Source organism: Candidatus Cloacimonadota bacterium, assembly GCA_034661015.1.
GTDB lineage: Bacteria > Cloacimonadota > Cloacimonadia > JGIOTU-2 > JGIOTU-2 > JAYEKN01.
Genome location: JAYEKN010000304.1, coordinates 1 through 20315, shown reverse-complemented (window position 1 = coordinate 20315; position 20315 = coordinate 1). Strand labels below are relative to the sequence as shown.

The window sequence follows — 20315 nt, the reverse complement described above, 5'->3', positions numbered from 1 at the left end:
AAGTACAAAGGAGTACATTATGAAAAGAATTATACCAATCTTAATTGTGGCTTTTCTTTTTGCGAATATCGGACTTTTGGCAAGTCCGATCACCCAAAATGCTGCCACAGAAGTTGCTGAATTCAAAATAAGTTTGGATGGCAAAACTGATTTTTCTATCAACAATTGTGAAGAATTGTTAAATATTGAGAACAATCGAGTTGGCTTTATTTTCCACCTTACCCCTCAAGGATTTGTGCTCGTAAGCACAGACACAGATCTGACCCCGATTGCCGGAATTTCATATAGGAATAATTTCTCTACTGAAGATGTCCCTTCAAATATTGCTTTTCAATGGTTAAGAAAAGAACTAAGTTTGCATATTCAAGGCATTGAACAATTTCCTTCACAGCTAATTTCAGATAACAATCAACTTTGGAATGATTATTTAACCAAAAATTCCGCTCAATTTAACACAAGAGACCGCGCTATCTATCCCCCGGAAGGAACTACTACAACCGGCGGCTGGGTAGAAACTCAATGGAATCAAAATCCTGCTCCATATAACGCTTATTGCCCTCTTGATCCAAACACAGGTGGCAGATCTTATGTGGGTTGTGTTGCAACCGCGATGATACAAATAATTAATTATCACAGATTTATAGGTGATGCAGAATTCTATAATAGTGATGATTACAATTATCAACCCTATACAGGAAACCAATGGTGTAATGTTGACAATGATTACCAGAGTTTGGATTTTCCAAATTTTCCTAACCTAAACCTTTATCTCGACCTTCTGCGTGAAGAATATATGACAAATGAACCCATTTCAGATCAATCTATTGCTGCTTTGGGTTTTGCAGCAGGAGTGTCCGTAGAAATGTGTTATTCTACTGATGGCTCCGGCGCATACTCATCTGACGTGGATAATGCTTTTTTGTATAAATTTGATTATGACAGTGCTCTTTATCAATCCGGTGGCTCCACATATTTTTATAGCAATGTCCAAGATGATATGATGGATGGACTTCCCATTCACTTAAGCCTTAACGGGAATCCCGGCCATGCTATTGTTCTTGATGGCTATAATAGCGCCGCTGACACATATCATCTCAATTTTGGTTGGGGTGGTAGTTCAGACGGTTGGTATGACTTGCCAGACGGAATTATTCCTATGGGTTTCACAAGTGTCTCTGCTGGAATTATTCATATTAACGGTGGTTTCCTCCCCTATCTTTCTTATAAAGAAATTTTCGCTTCCGAAACTATCGGTGATTATGACGGACGTATCAATCCGGGTGAAACCGCTGATGTTCGCATTTCTATCCAAAATAAAATCAGTTTTTCTACTGCCACAGATATTGTTGCCCGTCTCAGATGTAATGATCCCCGAGTAATTATTTTAGATTCAATCGGAACATACAGTGACATTCCGGCCGGATCCGCCCAAACAAATATCACAGATCCATTCAAACTTGAAGTTGTTCAAGGTGCCGGTGCATGCACAATTGATTTAACTTTGCATGTAGAATCAAATGATGGATATTCTGCCGATCTAATTGTTCCCCTTGATGTTACAATGGACCTTGTAGGTTGGCCGGTTACCGTTGTTGGTGGCGTAAATGGTAGCCCTGCTTTTGTGGACTTTGACGGAAGTGGAACTTATGATGTAGTATTCGGTGATAATAGTGGCAAAATTCACAGATTCGATATCGAAGGAAACGAATACACAGGTTTCCCATATGATACCCAGAATAATATTAAAGGCTCGGTTGCCATCTCAGATATTGACGGCAATGGAGAAAAAAATATTATCTGTGGATCGAATAGTAATGAACTTGTTGTCTTAGAACCAAATGGAGATGAACTTTTTACATATCAAGCATCTATGTATGTCATGGTAACTCCCACTGTAGCAGACATTGATGGGAATGGAAGCAAGGAAATTATTTTCCAATCGGCAAACGGACAATTGTATGTAATTGATTCAGCCGGAAACGATTTTCCAAACTTTCCAATTGCAATTTCCGGAACTATTTATATGAATTCCGGAGTGGCGGTTGCAGATATTAATGGTAACGGAAATAAAGAAATTATTGCTGCCACACTTACCGGCGATGTCTCTTGTATAAATAAAGACGCTGAAGTCGAATGGACTATTAACTTGAGCAGTTCCGTTCAAGGTGCTCCAACAATTATTGAATTTAGCGATGAAACTTACATTCTTGTTGGCGATACAGGTGGACGATTGGCTTTTATTAACTCTAATGGAAATTTGCTGAATTTTGCAGAAACTTCCGGTAACTTTACCAGTTCTCCTCTCGCCATCAATCTCAGCGGCGGATCAACCGTGCAAGACCTTTGGTTTATGATCGGCTCTCAAGACGGAACCGCGCATCTTATTGATTATTATGGAAACGATCATGATGGTTGGCCTAATGATACTGGAGATGCAATTTATTCAACTCCGATCGTGGCTGATGTAAACAACAACGGAATACAAGATTTCGTCTTTGGTAGTAAAGACAATTATTTATACGGCTTTGGTGTTGATGGTGAACCTGTTATGGAATTCCCAATAGATATTGGTTATCAGATTGCGTCTCCACCTGCAATTATTGATGCTGACGGAGATGGTGATCTTGATATTGCTTTTGGTTCTGCTTACAATGTGGACATTGTTGACTATAAAACAACAGCTGGAACAGAAAATATTCTTTACTCAATGTATCGTTTTGATTTGGAACGAACCGGTTTTTCGCTAATTTCCGGAGGATATGCTATCGGTGATGAACCTCCCGCTCATTTCACAAATAGCATTGCTCAAAACTTCCCAAATCCGGTTCAAAATAGTACAAAAATTTCTTATAGTTTGAAAAATGCTGATGTCCATAATGCAACTCTAAAAATATATAACATCCTCGGACAGCAAGTTTCACAGATCAATAACCTTCAGGCTGGAAGTCAAAATTCTGTAGATTGGAACGCTACTGACAAATCAGGAAATGCTCTTTCCAGTGGTATATATTTCTATAGAATCGAAAGCAATACTTACAAATCTGACGTTAAAAAAATGATCCTTATGAGATAAATCTTCATCTGAATATAAAAAAGACGGCACTCAATGATTTGACTGCCGTCTTTTTTTTTGGTATAACGCCGTGAACGGCGTGGATTATTTCTTTTTTCTCATTTCCCAGTCCTAAAGGACTGGGCTATTTTATTGTTTTCATTGTTCATTCTTATTCGTGAATAGTTGGGCTACTTTTAATTTTAATTTTTCTTTCACAGCGATGAAAGGACTGGGCTATTCTCACTCCTCGTCTTCATAACATTTTTCGAAGGACTGGGCTATTTTATTGTTTTCATTGTTCATTCTTATTCGTGAAGAGTTGGGATACTTTTACTTTTTATTTTTCTTTCACACCCGTGAAAGGACCGGGCCATTCTCATTCCTCGTTTTCATAACATTTTTCGAAGGATTTTTTCCATTTTGTTTTGGGCGATATAACTGCGGTGGACGGATAGACTATTTTTTTCTCCAACAGAAAACAGGCAGGATCAATGAATACACATCCTGCAAATAGGAAAATAAAGGCACGAGCTTCACCACGCCGTTTACGACGTTTCATATTTTCGGAGATAGCCAGACAATTATCGGGAAAACCACTAACGGGATTCCCATCCCTAAGGTTGCGATAAGGGGAATTTTATTTGCCGGAAGAATCAGGAAAAGCACCATTGTAATTGCAACACCGAGAACTGCACTAATATTTGCAGCATACTTATTTGCCCTTTTCCAATAAAGTCCATAGAGGAACGGGGCAAGAAATGTAGCAGCAATTGCTCCCCACGAAATGAGAAGAAGTGTGAGAATAATTGCTGGTTTTAGAACTGCAAATATCACAGAAATAATTATAAATACTCCGCAAAAAAACCGCATTAGAACATTCAAATTACGATCCGAAACATTTTTTTTGCTATATCCATGATAAAGATCTTTTACGATTGCAGAAGCAGATACAAAAATAAGAGAGGCAAGTGTGGACATTGAAGCAGATAAAACAAGCAATAGAATAACAAAAGAAATGCCAGAGGGAATCACATCACGAATGAATATGGGAATAAGTTTATCCACCATCGGCCTGCCATTTGTAAAAATTTCGGGATATTTTGTTGCATTAATAAATACGCGTGTAAGTGAACCGGTAAAATAGGCTGCTCCGGTAATAATTACTGCAAAAACCGTAGAAACTATTGCTCCGATTTTTATTGAACGATCGTCCTTGATGGAATAAAATTTCTGGATTAGTTGCGGCATAGCAAAGGGAGCCACGCTGGTAATTATCACAATGAAAAATAATGGAAAAAATCCGGGAGGTCCAATCAAACCGGTAAGTTTGGGATTAATAGTATCCAATTTTGATACTATTTCGGAAAATCCACCTGCCTTCGTAATACCAAAATAAACCAGCATTCCCACGCCAAAGATCATCACGATTCCCTGAATAAAATCTACGATTGCAATTGAACGAAAACCACCGAGAATCATATAAAGTCCTGTAAAAACTGCCATAACAAGAAGAATTAGGTTGAAATTAATTTTAAATGCAATTTCAAAGAGATAACTCAATCCCAAAAAAACAGAGGCGGCATACGGCACCAAAAATATAAAAATAGCAACAGCACCAAATATTTTGAGAAAATTTGAATCATAACGCTTGTGCAAATATTCCGGCATTGTGTAAACATCCAATTCAAGAGAAGCGGCGCGGATTCGTTTACCAACTATTAGCCAGACAAAAAGGGTGCCGACAACAGTGTTCCCTAAGGCAACCCATAATGATGAAAATCCAAATCCCCAGCCAAGTTTTCCGGCAAACCCAATCAATAAAACCGCACTGAAATATGCCGTTCCATACGTAAAAGCCGAAAGCCAGGGACCAATAGAACGAGAACCGAGAAAAAAGTCTCCAAAAGTTTTCGCCCTTTTCATTCCATAAACACCAATTCCCAGCAAAATTGCTGCATAAACAAAAAAGAATAAATATTTAATCATAATTTTTCCCTTTCTAATTTCTTAAATTAATTTAACACAAAAAACACAGAAAAAAATAATAAATAACATTTTCTGTGTTTTTGTTCGCTTTTGTTTGTTGCTCATTAAACAATTACACAACATTAGGAATATCAATATAATCCACGGACACGTCAAATTTCTTTTCTACTAATTTGCCCAGATTTTTTATTCCGAGTTTTTCAGAGTTGTAATGTCCGGCATTGATGAAATTAATTCCGGCTTCTTCTACTTCTCTCACGACGTTTTCTTGAATCTCTCCGCAAAGATAAGTATCAGCTCCGGATGTGATCGCATCTGCATAATTATTTGAAGCACCCCCGGAAATGATGCCGACTTTTTCCACAAAATCAGAACCTGCTTTAATAAAATAGCTATCGGTTTGCAATTCATTATTTACTTTTTCCACAAAGTCTTCAAAGGAAATCGGTTCTTTTGTTTTACCGATGAATCCAATTTCACCATAACTTACGGTGCTAATCGCTTTGATTTTTTTTAAACCTAAAATCTCTAAGAGGCTGATATTATTCCCGATTTTCGGATTTGCATCCAGCGGGAGATGATATCCGCAAAGATTAATATCATTCTCAATCAGCAATTTAAGACGGTTACGCAAAATCCCTGTTATCCTCGGCGGTTTCCCAAACTGATTGGAGAATAATCCGTGATGAACCATAAGCATATCAGCATTTTGGGAGATTGCAGATTTTATAAACTTTTCCGAAAGGCTCACTCCAATCACAATTTTCTTTATTTTGGTTTTTCCTTCAACTTGCAGACCATTTCTGCAATAATCTTTGAAATCATCAACTTTTAAAAAATCGTTACAAAATTCTACGATTTCATCTCTAAATTCAGACATTTTTCTCCTTTTGCATTTTTTTAATCAACACGAGAGGACACGTGTTCCGCTTTATTATTTCTAATCGGACTTTACCATTGCATAAGCGTTATGATTATGAATGGATTCCATGCTATCCGCTTCTACTTTATAGGAAATTATTCTGGGATTGCCTTTCAATTCACTGGAAATATTTCTGACAACATCTTCCACAAATTTTGGATTTTGATATGCTTTTTCAGTAACGTATTTTTCATCTTCTCGTTTTAACAATGAATATAATTCAGCACTTCCGGATCTTTCTGCCACTTCTATCAATTCTTCCAACCAGATAAATTCGCTATAAACGGCGCTAATCGTTACATACGATCTTTGGTTGTGAGCACCAAAATCACTAATCTCTTTTGAACAAGGGCAAAGAGTCTGAACAGGAACTTTTACGACCATCTCCATAATAAATTCATCGCCGTAAGATCCATCAAATTTGCATTGATAACTCATCTGGGAAATTTTCTTGCTCACTGGTGCTTTTTTCGTGATAAAATAGGGAAATTCAAATTCTATATAGGCGACTTTTGCATCTAATTTTCTCTTCATTTCCAGAAGCAAATTTTCCAAATTATCAATGATAGTTTCTCGATGATAGTTATTCAAAATCTCTACAAATCGGCTCATATGGGTACCACGATAATGCCGAGGAAGTTCCACAAACATGTTCACATTTGCAACGGTGTGCTGTTTGCCATTTTCCCGATCTTCGAGCACAACAGGATATTTCAAATCTTTAACACCAACTTTGTTGATGAAAATATTTCGAGTATCTTTTTGATTTTGAATGTCTTTCATATATTACTTTTACTTGAATAGGAGCTGATTTCGTCAAGAAAAAAGAGAATGAGAGAAAGGTAACTTGCCCTTCTTCCCATTTTTGACATAATTTCAGCATATTAAAATTTGTAATGTTTGACAAATTTTAACAAAAATATTTATCGGACTTATATTTCAAAACGAAATAATTATTAACCGCTGGAATAACCGCAAGTAACTAAAGAGGTGAAATTATGATGAAAGAAAACTTTGTAAAGATGCTTGAATCGAGCATTAACAGCAATTGGGATTTACCTGCTTTTTCCGATTATAAAGGAGAGGCTCTAACCTATGGTGATATCTCCCGTGAAATTTTGAAAATGCACTACATATTTAGAAAATTGAGTGTAAAAAAGGGAGACAAAATTGCCCTTCTCGGGAAAAATTCAGTCAATTGGGCAATCGTTTATCTTGCCACAGTTAGTTACGGAGCTGTCATAGTTCCCATTCTGCCGGACTTTCACGCTTCTGATGTCCATCACATCGTAAATCATTCTGATTCTGTCCTTCTGTTTGCTTTGGAAGATATTTACGAAAACCTGAATTGTGAAAATCTTAAGGAAATTATCGCAATCTTCTCTCTGGAAAATTTATCTCTCCTCTATTCACCCAAAAAAAATCTGAAAGATAAATTCAAATCCGATATGGATGAATTTAGGCAGCAAAACGCAGAAAAAAATGAAAATAAAATCACTTTTTCAAAAATTTCCAACAATGATTTACACGGAATCATTTATACTTCCGGCACAACCGGATTTTCCAAAGGAGTTATGCTGACAAATAATAATTTTGCAGCAAATGTTGTTTATGCTCAAGAAAAAATGAAGTTGGAACCAGGTGATACGATTCTTTCATTTTTACCAATTGCACATACTTTTGGTTGTACGTTTGAATTCCTCTTTCCCTTTTGCTCCGGTTGTCATATAACTTTCCTTAATAAAATTCCATCTCCGAGAATAATTTTGAAAGCCTTTGGTGAAGTGAAACCTCGCCTGATCCTTTCCGTTCCCCTGATCATCGAAAAAATATATAACAAACAGATAAAGCCCACAATAAGCAAAGCCTTGATGAAGGTTTTACTCGGTTTGCCCGGAATAAAAAATGCCATTTACACAAAAATACGCAAAAAACTCGTAACTGTTTTTGGAGGAAATTTTCGTGAAATCGTTATTGGCGGTGCTCCTCTAAATGATGAAGTAGAGACATTTTTTAAGAAAATCAAATTTCCTTTCACCATCGGTTACGGAATGACAGAATGCGCCCCGCTTATCAGTTACGCTAACTGGGAAAACCACAAATCAAAATCCGTAGGAGAAACGGTTTTCACTATGCAGGCAAAGATAGATTCGGAAGATTCTGCAAATATCGTAGGAGAAATAATGGTGAAAGGCGAAAATTTGATGCAAGGATATTATAAAGAAGAAAAAATTACTTCAGAATGCTTTGAAGACGGCTGGTTGCATACGGGTGATCTTGGTTTAATTGATGCTGACAATTATATTTACATAAAGGGAAGAAGCAAAAGCATGATCCTCGGTCCTTCTGGACAAAACATTTTTCCCGAAGAGATTGAATCTAAACTGAACAATCTTGATTGTGTGCAAGAATCCCTGTTAGTAAAAAAAGAAAACAAACTCATAGCCCTGATTTATCCAGACTTTGAAAAAATGGATGCCAAAAAAATTGAAGAAAATGAACTCGAATCAATAATGAAAAAAAATTTATCAAAAATCAATAAAATGCTGCCGGCATATTCCAAAATTTCAAAATTGGAAATCTTCCCTGAAGAATTTGAAAAAACTCCTACAAAAAAAGTTAAGCGGTTTTTGTATAATAAATAATTTCCATCCGGAATTTACGGACAGGCACTAATTAGAGTCCATCCGTAAAGTATGATTTTTCGACCTCACCCCGACCCTCTCCTATCGAGGAGAGGGAGACAAAAGTTCCCCTTCTCTTTGAAGAGAAGGGGTTAGGGGATGAGTTGTAAAAAGGATGAAGAATATATTTTACTTGATATGCGAGTTTACGGATAGACTCTAAATAGGAAAAATAATATAGCCTTGTTTTTTATCACTGACACAGGTTTGTCCGCAGCTGGCGGATATCCTCTGACAAAATTGTTGGTAGCAGCTCGTGTTGAAAAATGAAATAAATCTTTATGAAATAATAACTTGTGATAAATTTATTCATTCCAAAACTCATTTTGAGTTTTCTTGCCGGAAGTATCTGGATAACCACCTCCACTATTGTCGCTGAAAAATTCGGGACAAAAGTGGGTGGAGTTCTTGCCGGTTTACCCACCACGGTATTGATCTCATTTTTCTTTATTGGCTGGACTCAAAATGTTTACGTTGTCCGTGAAGCAACTGCGATAGTTCCGATAATTATGGGGATGAATGCAGTATTCGTTCTGATTTATATACTTCTCCTCCCAAAAAGTTTTTTGCTTGCTGTTAGCGGAGCTATGTTCAGCTGGCTAATGTTCGTGTTTGGATTGTATTTGGTAGAGTTTGATAATTTTTTACTCGGTTTTCCTATCCTTATTTTTTTGGTAAGTATTTGCTATTATATTCCAGAAAAAAGGATGGTCATCGTTCCGCAAAAAAAACGAAATATCAAATACTCTTTTTTGCAGCTCATAATGCGAGGTTTGATAAGTGGTGGGATCATTGCTTCGGCGGTTACTATTGCAAAATTTGGAGGGCCATTGCTCGGAGGTGCGTTTTCGTGTTTTCCGGCTGTAATGACTTCCACAATGATAATAACTTACTTAGCCCACGGCAAATCGTTTTCGATGGCTGTGATGAAAATATTGATGATCAGTGCACCGGCAAATGTGGTGGCTTTTGCAGCGACATTGCGTTTTGCCATTATCCCTTTCGGGCTGATCGGTGGGACTCTGGTTTCTTTTGCAATTTCTATTTTATGCAGCTATTTTGTTTTTTTGTTTGTAAGGAAGAAGATGTTGTAGGATTTTGGGGGAAATGAAATTTTTCAGACATAGTTTTATTCCAAATATTCTCTTTTACCGCTAATCCGATACTTTATTCCTTACTTTCAACTTCAGGTAAAGCAATATAAAAAGTAGAACCTTCACCCTTTATACTTTTAACCCAAATTTTTCCTCCAAACATTTCAATAATGGATTTTGTAAGCGGAAGTCCCAGCCCGAGTCCTGCGGATTTGAACTCCATAATACCGGAGTGATGTGCCTTAATATCAGCAACTTCATAAAATTCTTTAAAAATATTATCAAGTTCATAGGATGGAATACCGAGTCCATTATCTTTCACATAAATAATTGTAGTTTTAATATTATTTACTTCTTCTTTTTTGAATCTTGATCTTCGGGCGCCGATCGTAATCTCCCCATAATCCTCTGTAAATCTGATAGAATTCAGCACTAAATTTTTAATTGCGTTCAAAAGGCTAATTCTTTCTGCTTTTATCGGTCGCAAATCAGCCGGCAATTCCAAAATCAGCTTTTGCTTTCTTGATTCTGCACCTGCTCCCATCTCATCGTAAACAATTTCTAACAAATCTTTTACATCCAAAACTTCTTGATTAATTAGAAAATCTGTTTTTCCCAGGGCATTCATCTGTAAGACATTATTCAAACTATATGATAATCTGTTAATATTATTCTCCATTATGCGAATTGAATTTTCTTTTAATTTTTCCGATGAATTTTTATCTTTCAATATCTTTATGTATCCTTTCAGAATTTGTACTGGAGTATTAAATTCATGAGACGAAATGTTGATAAATTGAGCACGTTCATAATCAATCTCGAGCAACTTTTCATTGGCATCTTGCAATTTTTCATAATCAATGCAGTTTTTTATTGCATTTTCGGACATCAGTGCGAATATTTCCAATAATTTGAACTCAATATTTCTGATATCTCCATAACTACCTTCGAGATATACAAAACCAAACAATTTATTGTTAACGCTTAAAGGTGCACAAAAAATCGAAATGGTCCTATCCCCTTCCCTAATGGAAAAATATAGTTGATCAGGTGTGAAAGTGGAGTCCGATTTGGAAAGAACCAGTTGATAGACTTCACGGATAATATCCGTTTTTATTTCGAAATGTCTTTTCTCTATCTTATCCCCATTTTTCAACAAACCGACATCAAAAATAAAATTTTCATTTTCGTCCACCGAAAGAAAAAATCCCTTTTCCGCAGCTGTTAACTGAATGGCATTTTCAGTTATACGGTTTTTCATTATATCCAAATCCATTATCTGAAGAATATCTCGGCTGATACTCAATAAGTTTGTAACTTGTTCTCTTTGCTTTAATACCAGCTGAAATTCATCCATTTTTTTTAGGATTACAGCGAGATAAAAACTGGATATCTTAATACGCTTTTTCTCTGCATATTTAAAATGCATCTCGGCATCATCACATAATGAAAGAATTCCTATTAGTTCATTCTTCAGAAAAAGTGGGGTGTGGCAATAGTGGACGTTATTGAATTTATAATACTGAGTCTGCTGACTTTTCTTAGCAAGATCAATCTTAGCTTCATGATATTTCTTAAAACTGTCAAATCCACCATCAAACCAAATCCTTCTCTTCCGTGTTTTTTCATCAAAAACAGAAATTTCAAATTTATGTGCTCCCAAATAGTTAGCAATCATCCTTTTGATATTGAATTTGATCTGCTTCAAATCCGTATGCTGGAGTAAATCGAAAAACCTATGCTGTATAACATATGCAGAAGGATTCACACGCGGTTCAATAAATTTGTCAATTTTCTCTTCACCTTCCACATATTTAACAAGGAAATGCTCTTTAAGAAGTTCCTGATCCGTCTCATTGAGATTTTGTAAAGCAAGTTCAAGAAGTTTATCAAACTCATTTCTATATTGCATTTCTTTTCTGGGACTTTTAAAAGATCTGTATGCAAAAATGATTAAAGCCAGAGCTTTGAGACTAATCATCCAATCTTTCATTTCCTTAGAAACTTGGAGGCATTTGCGTAACGTTCTAATTACAATTCGCAAATTAATATCCTTATTTTTTAATCCTATCTCCGCATCTACGAATCCGGCAAAATTTATCCAGCGATTAAAACTATTTTTCTCTGCAATTGCCCTACCGAATTTGCATTGTATCTGAGCTTGTTTCAATTTCCCGAGTTTATACAAAGTTTCGGCAATGTTGAAATGTTCAATCATAACTGCATAGTTATTTTTATTTTCAGTTGCAATACTAAGAGCTTTCTTAAATAATCTCTCAGCTTCAGGATAGTTTCCAGCTGTCTTTGCAATAAAACCTTCAGTTTGCAGAATAAATTCTTCTTCTAAAGTGCAATCCACTTTATGCTTTTTAATTGATTTCAACATCTCGGAAGTTTTTTTTGAATCTCCATACCATTCTAATGAGAATATGTAATTTTTTATGAAAGAATTTATTTGTAAAATCGAATCTTCCTCAAAATACTCCAGATAATTATCCATAAGATATTTATGAAATTGATAAGGAAAGGATATTTTAAAATAAAGAAATGAATACTTCTCTTTTATTTTTTTTATAAATTCTTTATCTCCGGTTTCTATTGATAATTGTAAGGCGTATTCAAAATATTTATTAGATTCTTGGAATTCTCCCATTTTAAAGTTTATTTGGGCTATTTGCAAATTGACATTTGCAAGGCCCTGTTTGTTTTGTATCTCATTATAATGATATTTTGAATTATGCAATTTTCTTATGGCTTTATCCAATTCTCCGGTTTTATTTAGCATCAAAGCCCACTCGCAATACGCTCCCGCAAGCGTTAAGGTGTTACCTGATTTGATGGAATTTTCAATTGATTTCAAATAATATTCATTTGCTTTTACAACTTTATTAGTCATATTATAAACATCTGCTAATTTTGCATATATTTGAGATAAGATAAATAAAGGGGAAGAATGAAAGGCAAATAGTAAATCATTAGGGTAGATTTTAGATGTGAAATGTGAAGAAGAACTTTTCACATTTTCCCTTTCCCTTTTCGCTTCCTCAATTGCTTGAAACAAAGATTCAATAGAGGCTTTAAAGTCAGAACTTAAATACTGGATCGAACCTTTATGATAAGTATATTCTGCTTTTTCTATATTATTAAATGTAGAAATATCTATAGAGTTAAAGATTTTTTTGGCATCATCTACCTTATCAAATTTTTGATACAATTTTAAATAGGCAAGTTGTATTTGGGTAAATTCGGAGGGATCAGCAATCTTTTCTGCTTTTTTGAGAATTGAATGTGCTTCTATATAGTCCATATTATAAAACTGCTCTGCGTCTAAAATTAACAAATTGAAATCTTTTTGGATCAAATCATAAAATCCTTTGAATTCCTTTGGCTTGTATTTTTCTATAATTCCTGAAAGATGTAAATAAATTGTTAAATAGTTCACCAATTTTTCTTTGGTCAAACTATCTCTAAGTTCAGAAATCAACGGCATCATATCATGGCTTAGTTGCCAAGCAGAAATAAAATCCCTTCGCTCAATGTGATGATTTATTATTATCAATTTATAATCAACCAAAGCCTTATCATTACCCGCTATAAGGCAATGCTCAATGATACTATTCATAATAGCGGGATCATCAAGTCGCTTATCATAAAAGTAATTTACGACATCCTCAGATATTTTCTTTTTTTCATTTGCTGATACGTTTTCAGCAAGTTTTTCCTTTACCCAGGGATAAATAAATTTGTAATACCCTTCTTTAAAATATTTTTCGTGAAGCACCAGGATATTATTTTGTTTACACCTTTCAATAAAGAAAAAAACTTGCTTTTTGCTCTTAAATTTCAAAATGTATTTTATTAGCTCTTTTGATATCGGAGTTTGCAAAATTGCCAATCGTGATAAATTTTGTATATCTTCTGCTGCTATTTTTTCAATTTTACTTTTAATTATTGATTTTACAAAATCAGGTATTTCAATTTCTTGCACATCATTTTTCAGACGCCATTGTGAATTTACTTGCTTTATTACACCTTTCCTTAGCAATTGAATTAGAATCTGCTTAATAATTAGTTGATTCCCGTTTGAATAATAAAATAACTCATCACCCAATTCTTGTGATACATCCGCATCAAGCAATTCCTTAATAAAAATATTCGTTTCAGTATTTGTTAAAAATTTTATGGGAATTTTTGTCAGATTATTTATATCCTGAAACATATCTTCTTCAGGAGAACTGAATGCTATTAACATGTTATGCTCAGAAATATCCTCAGATAAATATTTGATAAAGTCCACAGTTTCTTGACTTATTTTAAGAATATTGCTAATAAAGAAAAATATGGGCTTTTCTTTCGAATAATTGTAAAGATACTCTTTTACAAGACGAAAATCCTTTTTAAGACTTTTCTCATCTTCTTCAACCTCTAAGGCAGCAGATTCTGAATCGAAGAGAAATTTTTTCAACCTATCCGAACTGTCCTGCAAAAAAATATTTTTCCCCTGTTGCTCTTTTGTAAGAAATATCTCCTTAGTGAGCATAAAGAAAGGATCACGATGAATTTCGTTACAATTATAATAAATCACATAACTGTTGCTGGAGAGCAAAAACCATTTCAGATATTGCATAGTTTGCCTTTTACCTACACCGGTATCACCGGAAAATAATATCAAAGACCCTTTCTTTTCTTCGAGATTTATCTCAACAAATTTTTGAAAATGTTCAATATCACTTGTACGAATCTTGAAATAACGAGACTCTATTTGCTTTAACAAATAACCATCTTGAATAACACTATAATTCGTCTGATAATTTCGATTGATAAACTCAATTATTTCTCTACTGCTATCTGGTCGTGCTTCCTTATTAAAGAAAATCAAATTGGAGATCAATTCCTGCATGGCTTTATCAAGCCCTATTTGCTCGGTTTGGGGGAATTGCGGAATAATATTAGCAATTTCTCCTCGGGATATTTTCTTAATTTCTTCTTGTGTAAAAGGAAAATTCCCTACAGCTAACCTATACAATAATATTCCCAAAGAATAAAAATCACTTTTTTTTGAGTATTCTGCCTTTTGAAGAACTTCAGGAGCACAATAAGGCAAATTGGTCTTTTCTACTTCGGTATATGTTTCTTCAGTGGAGATGATTTTATTGAAACCAAAATCACATACTTTCACAACAACATTATTATAATCATCCCATCTATAAAGGGCGTTTTCCAACTTGAGATCCTTATGGAGTAGATGATTTTTATGTAGATAATCCAGAGCATAACAAATCTGCACCGCAATATCCAGAAAATCCTTTTGGGTGTGTTGGGTCAATTCAAAATTACATAGTGACTGACTATAGCCAAATTCAGAAAGAAGATAAAATTGATCGTTATAAATACCATAATCATATACACTGATCAAGTTGGGATGGGATATACGGGTAATTTCAAACATAACATCCGGATTTAAACTTATTTTTATATCTTCTATTTCTACATGAGTGAATATTTTCAATGCCAGTAATTCGTCGGTTGCTACATCCTTCACTTTATAAACCGTAGAAATTTGCCCCTCTTGAATTTTTTCTATTACTTTATAATGTAATGCTTTTATACTCATTTTGACTCCATATATAATTTTAATCTAACACAAAAATTAGTAATCATATTTATGAACTGAAATATCTGTCAAACTTATCAGACAATTAATGGGCATCTCTCTGTTTTTTTTGCGATAGTTTTTTCATCAATAAGAGCACATATAAAAGACCAAAGACTAAAGGTTAAAGCAGAAAGATTAACCACTGAGAGCACTGATAAAAAATCAACTGCAAAATATTTCTTTATCTTTTGGAGGTTTTTCCTCTCTGTTTTTGTCTGTTTCTTTCCAAGAAGTATGCATCCGTAAATTACCATTTTTTAAGCACCGTGCAGATGGTTGTTATCCCACCATACGTAAGGTTTCGGGGTTTAAGGATTGTTTATTTTTTTTCAGCACAACGTGGAAATTTTGAGGTTTGTCTTCAGAAAAAATACAAATAATATTCTATTAAATTTTTGCCGAAAAAAACATATAGCATTGAGGCTAACACCAAAAAAGGACCATAAGGAAAATATTTACTTTTATCTCGTTGAAAAATAACAATGATTATGATAGCCAGAAATGAAGAAGACAAAATCACAAACAAAGTTCCGTAAAATCCGATAAAAGCCCCGATTGCTGTGATCAATTTGATATCTCCACCACCAAGCCCCTCTTTGTTTGTAACACGATAAAACAAAACTGCCAATCCCCAAAAAAGTAAAAATCCAAAACCCGCACCAATTAACGAAGAAATATAAGAAACATCATTATTTTTAAAAAAAACCAACCCAAATCCGATTACTATCAAGGGTAAGGTTAATATATTGGGGATGATCTTGTGTTTGAAATCAATAAAAAAAATAATTATACAAACCGAAATAAAAAAAATGTATTTAAAAAAGAGGAATGAAAATTGGTTATCACACAATGTGAAAATAAGAATATAAAGAAGTGGGGTAACTATTTCTACAATAAAATGATGGATTGGAATTTTTTCCGAACAGAATCTGCATTTCCCTCTTAATATTAAATAACTAATAATTGGAATATTATCATATGGTTTTACTTTCTTCCCACAATTCGCACAAATTGACGGAGGAAACACAATAGATTTTTTATTGGGAATTCTAGAAATGCAGACATTTAAAAAACTTCCGATACCAGCCCCAATAATAAATATAAAAAAATAAATCACGAATAGTGGTGTCATTTGTAAAATTTTAGATATGGGAAACGATAACACAAAAAAAAAGCCTCCGAACTATTAAATAATCCGAAGGCTATTAAAATGTTTAAATTATCTTGTTCCGGCATTGATAGCCATACCAAGTTTGAAAACAGGTAAGTAGGTAACAATAATTATTGAACCAACGAGGACAGCCATAATAATTACTAAAATAGGTTCAATCAGAGAGGTAAGTCTGTTAATTATCGAGTTGAGTAATTTTTCATAATATTCAGCAGCTTTTCTGATCAATTTATCCAGTTCTCCGCTTTCTTCTCCTGTGGCTAATAATTGGATAATTGTAGAAGGAAATACTCCCGTTTTTTTGAAAGCACCTGCCACGGTATATCCTTCTTTTATCATAATTCTCGCTTTCCGCACAGCCGATTCTGTTACGGCATTTTGGACAACATTTTCTACCAATTCCAATGCCTCGGTAATAGGAATACCGGCATACATAAGAATGCTGAAAGTTCTGGCAAATTTACTCATTATGGAATATTCTAACATTGTTCCAACCACAGGAATTTTTAAAAGAAGCATATCAATAAAATATCTGCCTTTATCTGATAAATAAAATAAAACAAAGATCATAGCAAACGCTAATAAAAATAAAACCGTGTAAAACAAATTAGCACTAACAACATTACTGATAGCGATAGCTGTTAAAGTTGGTCCCGGCAAATCTGCATGGAAATTCGCATAAACTTTTGCAAACATGGGAATGACAAAATAGAACAGCCCCCAAACGACAATAGCTACAAATGTAAGGATAAATATGGGATAAGTCATAGCAGACCATACTTTTCTGCGAGTATCCTGCATATTTTCAAGATAAATGGCGAGATCATCCAAAACAGTGTGCAAAGTACCGGACACTTCTCCAGCTTTTACCAAGGAAACATATAAAGCACTGAAAACACCCGGATGCTGATCCATAGCTTCGGAAAGACTAAAGCCTTTCTTGATATCCTCTGTCAGTTTAAATAATACTTTTCTGAATTTTTTGCTTTTTTCATCTTTTGCTAAATTCGTAATTGATTTTTCAAGCGTCAATCCGGCAGAGAACATGGTGGCAAGCTGTCTTGTAAAAAAAACCAAAACACTTAAACGCACACCTGTTCTGATTTTATAAATACCAAAAATCAGGCGATCAAATAGGGACAATCTCCCTTTAAAAGCACCTTCATCAGCGGATTTGACGGAAATTATCGTATTTCCTTCTTTTGTCAGCTTATCAATTGCCTCATCCATTGAAGAGGTTTTTATTGACCCTTCAACCCTAATTCCTTTATCGTCTTTTACAATATAATCAAATACAGCCATATAAATTCCTTATCCTATTTTTTCTCTCTATATACCAGAAACCGTTACTTTATTAACTTCCTGAATACTTGTAATTCCTTGTTTCATTTTGTGCAACGCTGTTTCATGCAACAGAGCCATCCCATTTTTAATGGCAGTATCTCGAATCATATCCTGATGCGCTCCTTCAAAAATCAACCTTCGTATTTCCGCAGTGATTTCCAATATCTCAAAAATTCCGGTTCGTCCTGAATAACCTGTATTATCACAATGGACACAGCCGGTCCCAATTTTAAAATTTATCTCTTTCGCATCTTCACGAGAAATTCCAGCTGTAAACAATTCCTTTTCCGTCGGTTGATAATCAGTTTTACATTTCGGGCATATTTTTCTCATAAGTCGCTGAGCCATGACGAGATTCAAAGAAGAAGCAACAAGATAGGCTGGGATACCAATATCAATCAATCGGGTAATTGTTGAAGGAGCATCGTTTGCATGCAAGGTTGTAAAGACAAGATGCCCCGTTAATGAAAATTTAATTGCAATATCTGCGGTTTCTTCATCCCGAATCTCACCAATAAGAACTATATCCGGATCCTGCCTGAGCACAGAGCGAAGCGCATTTGAAAAAGTCAATCCAATTTTTGGATTTGCCTCGATTTGTGAAATGCCGTCAAGCCGATATTCAACGGGGTCTTCAACTGTTACAATATTTGTTTCAATATCCTTAATAGTCTTCAAAGCTGCATGCAGAGTGGTTGATTTTCCGCTTCCGGTAGGACCTGATACAACCATAATTCCGTAAGGTCTTGCAATCATCCTCTTAAATATTTTGAAATTATCTTCAAGGAAACCCAAAGTGTTCAATGTAAACCCAAATTCACCCTTATCGAGTAATCTCATCACAACTTTTTCACCGAGAACCGTCGGAGTAATAGAAACACGGACATCAACGCTTTTGATTGATGTGCGAAGGGAAATGTGACCATCTTGAGGTAATCGTCGTTCTGCGATATTTAATTTTGACATAACTTTCACAAGTGAGATAATGCTCGGATGTAATCCAATCGGTGGAGACAAAACTTCACGCAAAGCACCATCAACACGGAATCGAACTCTTGTTCTTTGCGTAAGCGGTTCGATATGAATATCTGTTGCTCCGGATTTTATTGCTTCTGTAATAATGAGATTAAGAATTTTTACAGCCGGAGCATCCTCTTTATCTTTTGCTTCAATCGTAATTTCATTCTCGTCATCATCAATAGCCACAAAAGAAAAATCGCTAACAGCAGCTTCCATCTGGGAGGTAGTTCTGATGCTTTTATAATGACGTTCAAGAGCATCAGTTATCGTTCTTTCTCCAATTAAGATTGGGATTACAGCTTTTCCGCCGAGAATTTTTTTCAGGTTATCTTGCAGAACAATATTTTCCGGATCAGTCATTGCCACGATAATCGAACCGTTTTTTTGGCTAATTGCAATCACTCTGTTTTCCACGGCAAATGGCTCGGGGATCAATTTTACCGTATCAGATTCGAGATCCAGCAGATCTTCTTCCTGAACAATTTCATATTCGAGCTGTTGACTTAGGGCTTTCAACAGTTCATTCTCTTTAACATAGCCCAATTTTATTAGGGTTTCACCTATTTTGAGCCCATATTTATTCTGCTTTATTAATGCTTCTTTTACTTGTTTTTCAGATACAACTTCATTGTGAACTAAGATTTCACCAAGACGAGCAAATTGGGGATTAAATGACATCAAGTCTCCTTATTAATTAGATTCTCCGTTTAATTAGTCAGTATATCTCTATAAAATAATGGATATATTAATGGTAATTACTTAAAATAACCGTTACATTATTCTGAGTTTGAGTTCCAAGAATTTGTGCATTTATGGTTGGAGTTTTAATTCCTGGAGGGGGGACGGAAGGTGGGCATTCGTAATATTCAAATTGATAATCCTGTGATAAAAAACCGTCTTGATCTGTCAAACCGGTATAAGATGTCTGAAAATTGTATGGAGCTCCATAACCCGGAGTACCTAAGTCAGAAGAAAACACAATCTCTTGGTTGCTTATTGGATTATTCTGTCCATCTTTTACAGTTACCCAAATTTCTACATAACGGGGGTTTTCATCACTACCCACTAACCATTCTACGTGCATAGGTACTGGAACCATATCAATTACCGGGAATTGAATTGGGAGAATTACTTCATCTGTATCTGTAAAATCACTAACTTCTACGGATATAACAACAGTATCATTTGTATGGGAGCCTTCATAGGTTAAAAATGTGAATGCTGTCCCTAATAAAGAATCACCGTTTGTGTTTTCATTACCCACAGTAGCACTACCTTCAATGGAAACCCAGGGTGAATCAGCTACAAGAGAGAAATAAACAGCAGTTCCGTTTGAAACCGGATTGCCATAACAATCATTTAGAAGTGCTGCAACCTGTACTT

General features: G+C 35.0%; 11 protein-coding genes. 3 read left to right on the top strand and 8 right to left on the bottom strand.

Annotation, left to right across the window (positions count from 1 at the left end):
• Nucleotides 1-19: 19 nt before the first annotated feature.
• The gene (locus tag U9P79_10700) at nucleotides 20-3073 is read left to right on the top strand and encodes a C10 family peptidase (protein ID MEA2105081.1); all 3054 of its coding nucleotides are present in this window, start codon (nucleotides 20-22) and stop codon (nucleotides 3071-3073) included.
• A 537-nt stretch (nucleotides 3074-3610) separates the two neighbouring features.
• On the opposite strand, the gene U9P79_10695 is transcribed toward U9P79_10700, so the two are convergent.
• The 3 genes from U9P79_10695 to folE2 form a co-directional block, all read right to left on the bottom strand.
• A complete protein-coding gene (locus tag U9P79_10695; GenBank protein ID MEA2105080.1) occupies nucleotides 3611-5041 on the bottom strand; it encodes a sodium/solute symporter in 1431 nt (476 codons plus the stop codon).
• 112 nt (nucleotides 5042-5153) lie between these two features.
• Nucleotides 5154-5921, bottom strand: a complete 768-nt coding sequence (locus U9P79_10690) for a Nif3-like dinuclear metal center hexameric protein (protein MEA2105079.1) — start codon at nucleotides 5919-5921, stop codon at nucleotides 5154-5156.
• A gap of 60 nt (nucleotides 5922-5981) precedes the next feature.
• The gene (gene folE2 / locus U9P79_10685) at nucleotides 5982-6746 is read right to left on the bottom strand and encodes a GTP cyclohydrolase FolE2 (GenBank protein MEA2105078.1); all 765 of its coding nucleotides are present in this window, start codon (nucleotides 6744-6746) and stop codon (nucleotides 5982-5984) included.
• 215 nt (nucleotides 6747-6961) lie between these two features.
• Here folE2 and U9P79_10680 point away from each other — a divergent pair, with 215 nt between their 5' ends.
• On the top strand, nucleotides 6962-8608 hold the full coding sequence (locus tag U9P79_10680; protein ID MEA2105077.1) for an AMP-binding protein: 1647 nt from the start codon (nucleotides 6962-6964) through the stop codon (nucleotides 8606-8608).
• Nucleotides 8609-8943: 335 nt separating this feature from the next.
• Nucleotides 8944-9741 carry a DUF3147 family protein gene (locus U9P79_10675; GenBank protein ID MEA2105076.1) on the top strand — a complete coding sequence of 266 codons (798 nt, stop codon included), beginning with the start codon at nucleotides 8944-8946 and terminating at the stop codon, nucleotides 9739-9741.
• A gap of 73 nt (nucleotides 9742-9814) precedes the next feature.
• Here U9P79_10675 and U9P79_10670 read toward each other — a convergent pair whose 3' ends face one another.
• The 5 genes from U9P79_10670 to U9P79_10650 all read right to left on the bottom strand — a co-directional run.
• The gene (locus tag U9P79_10670; protein ID MEA2105075.1) at nucleotides 9815-15355 is read right to left on the bottom strand and encodes a protein kinase; all 5541 of its coding nucleotides are present in this window, start codon (nucleotides 15353-15355) and stop codon (nucleotides 9815-9817) included.
• 403 nt (nucleotides 15356-15758) lie between these two features.
• Entirely contained in the window at nucleotides 15759-16529 is a 771-nt protein-coding gene (locus U9P79_10665; GenBank protein ID MEA2105074.1) for a prepilin peptidase, read from the bottom strand.
• 87 nt (nucleotides 16530-16616) lie between these two features.
• Nucleotides 16617-17870 (bottom strand): type II secretion system F family protein, encoded by a 1254-nt coding sequence (locus U9P79_10660; protein MEA2105073.1) that lies wholly within the window; start codon nucleotides 17868-17870, stop codon nucleotides 16617-16619.
• Between the two features lie 27 nt (nucleotides 17871-17897).
• Nucleotides 17898-19610: an ATPase, T2SS/T4P/T4SS family gene (locus U9P79_10655; protein MEA2105072.1), complete on the bottom strand. Its 1713-nt coding sequence runs from the start codon at nucleotides 19608-19610 to the stop codon at nucleotides 17898-17900.
• A 67-nt stretch (nucleotides 19611-19677) separates the two neighbouring features.
• Nucleotides 19678-20315, bottom strand: a 638-nt coding sequence (locus tag U9P79_10650; GenBank protein ID MEA2105071.1) for an Ig-like domain-containing protein, incomplete at its 5' end; no start/stop codon positions are given.

What these genes read in the sequence shown, in the direction of transcription:
- U9P79_10700 (MEA2105081.1), top strand. Translation starts at nt 20, where the DNA reads ATGAAAAGAATTATACCAATCTTAATTGTGGCTTTTCTTTTTGCGAAT.
- U9P79_10695 (MEA2105080.1), bottom strand. Translation starts at nt 5,041, where the DNA reads ATGATTAAATATTTATTCTTTTTTGTTTATGCAGCAATTTTGCTGGGA.
- U9P79_10690 (MEA2105079.1), bottom strand. Translation starts at nt 5,921, where the DNA reads ATGTCTGAATTTAGAGATGAAATCGTAGAATTTTGTAACGATTTTTTA.
- folE2 (MEA2105078.1), bottom strand. Translation starts at nt 6,746, where the DNA reads ATGAAAGACATTCAAAATCAAAAAGATACTCGAAATATTTTCATCAAC.
- U9P79_10680 (MEA2105077.1), top strand. Translation starts at nt 6,962, where the DNA reads ATGATGAAAGAAAACTTTGTAAAGATGCTTGAATCGAGCATTAACAGC.
- U9P79_10670 (MEA2105075.1), bottom strand. Translation starts at nt 15,355, where the DNA reads ATGAGTATAAAAGCATTACATTATAAAGTAATAGAAAAAATTCAAGAG.
- U9P79_10665 (MEA2105074.1), bottom strand. Translation starts at nt 16,529, where the DNA reads ATGACACCACTATTCGTGATTTATTTTTTTATATTTATTATTGGGGCT.
- U9P79_10660 (MEA2105073.1), bottom strand. Translation starts at nt 17,870, where the DNA reads ATGGCTGTATTTGATTATATTGTAAAAGACGATAAAGGAATTAGGGTT.
- U9P79_10655 (MEA2105072.1), bottom strand. Translation starts at nt 19,610, where the DNA reads ATGTCATTTAATCCCCAATTTGCTCGTCTTGGTGAAATCTTAGTTCAC.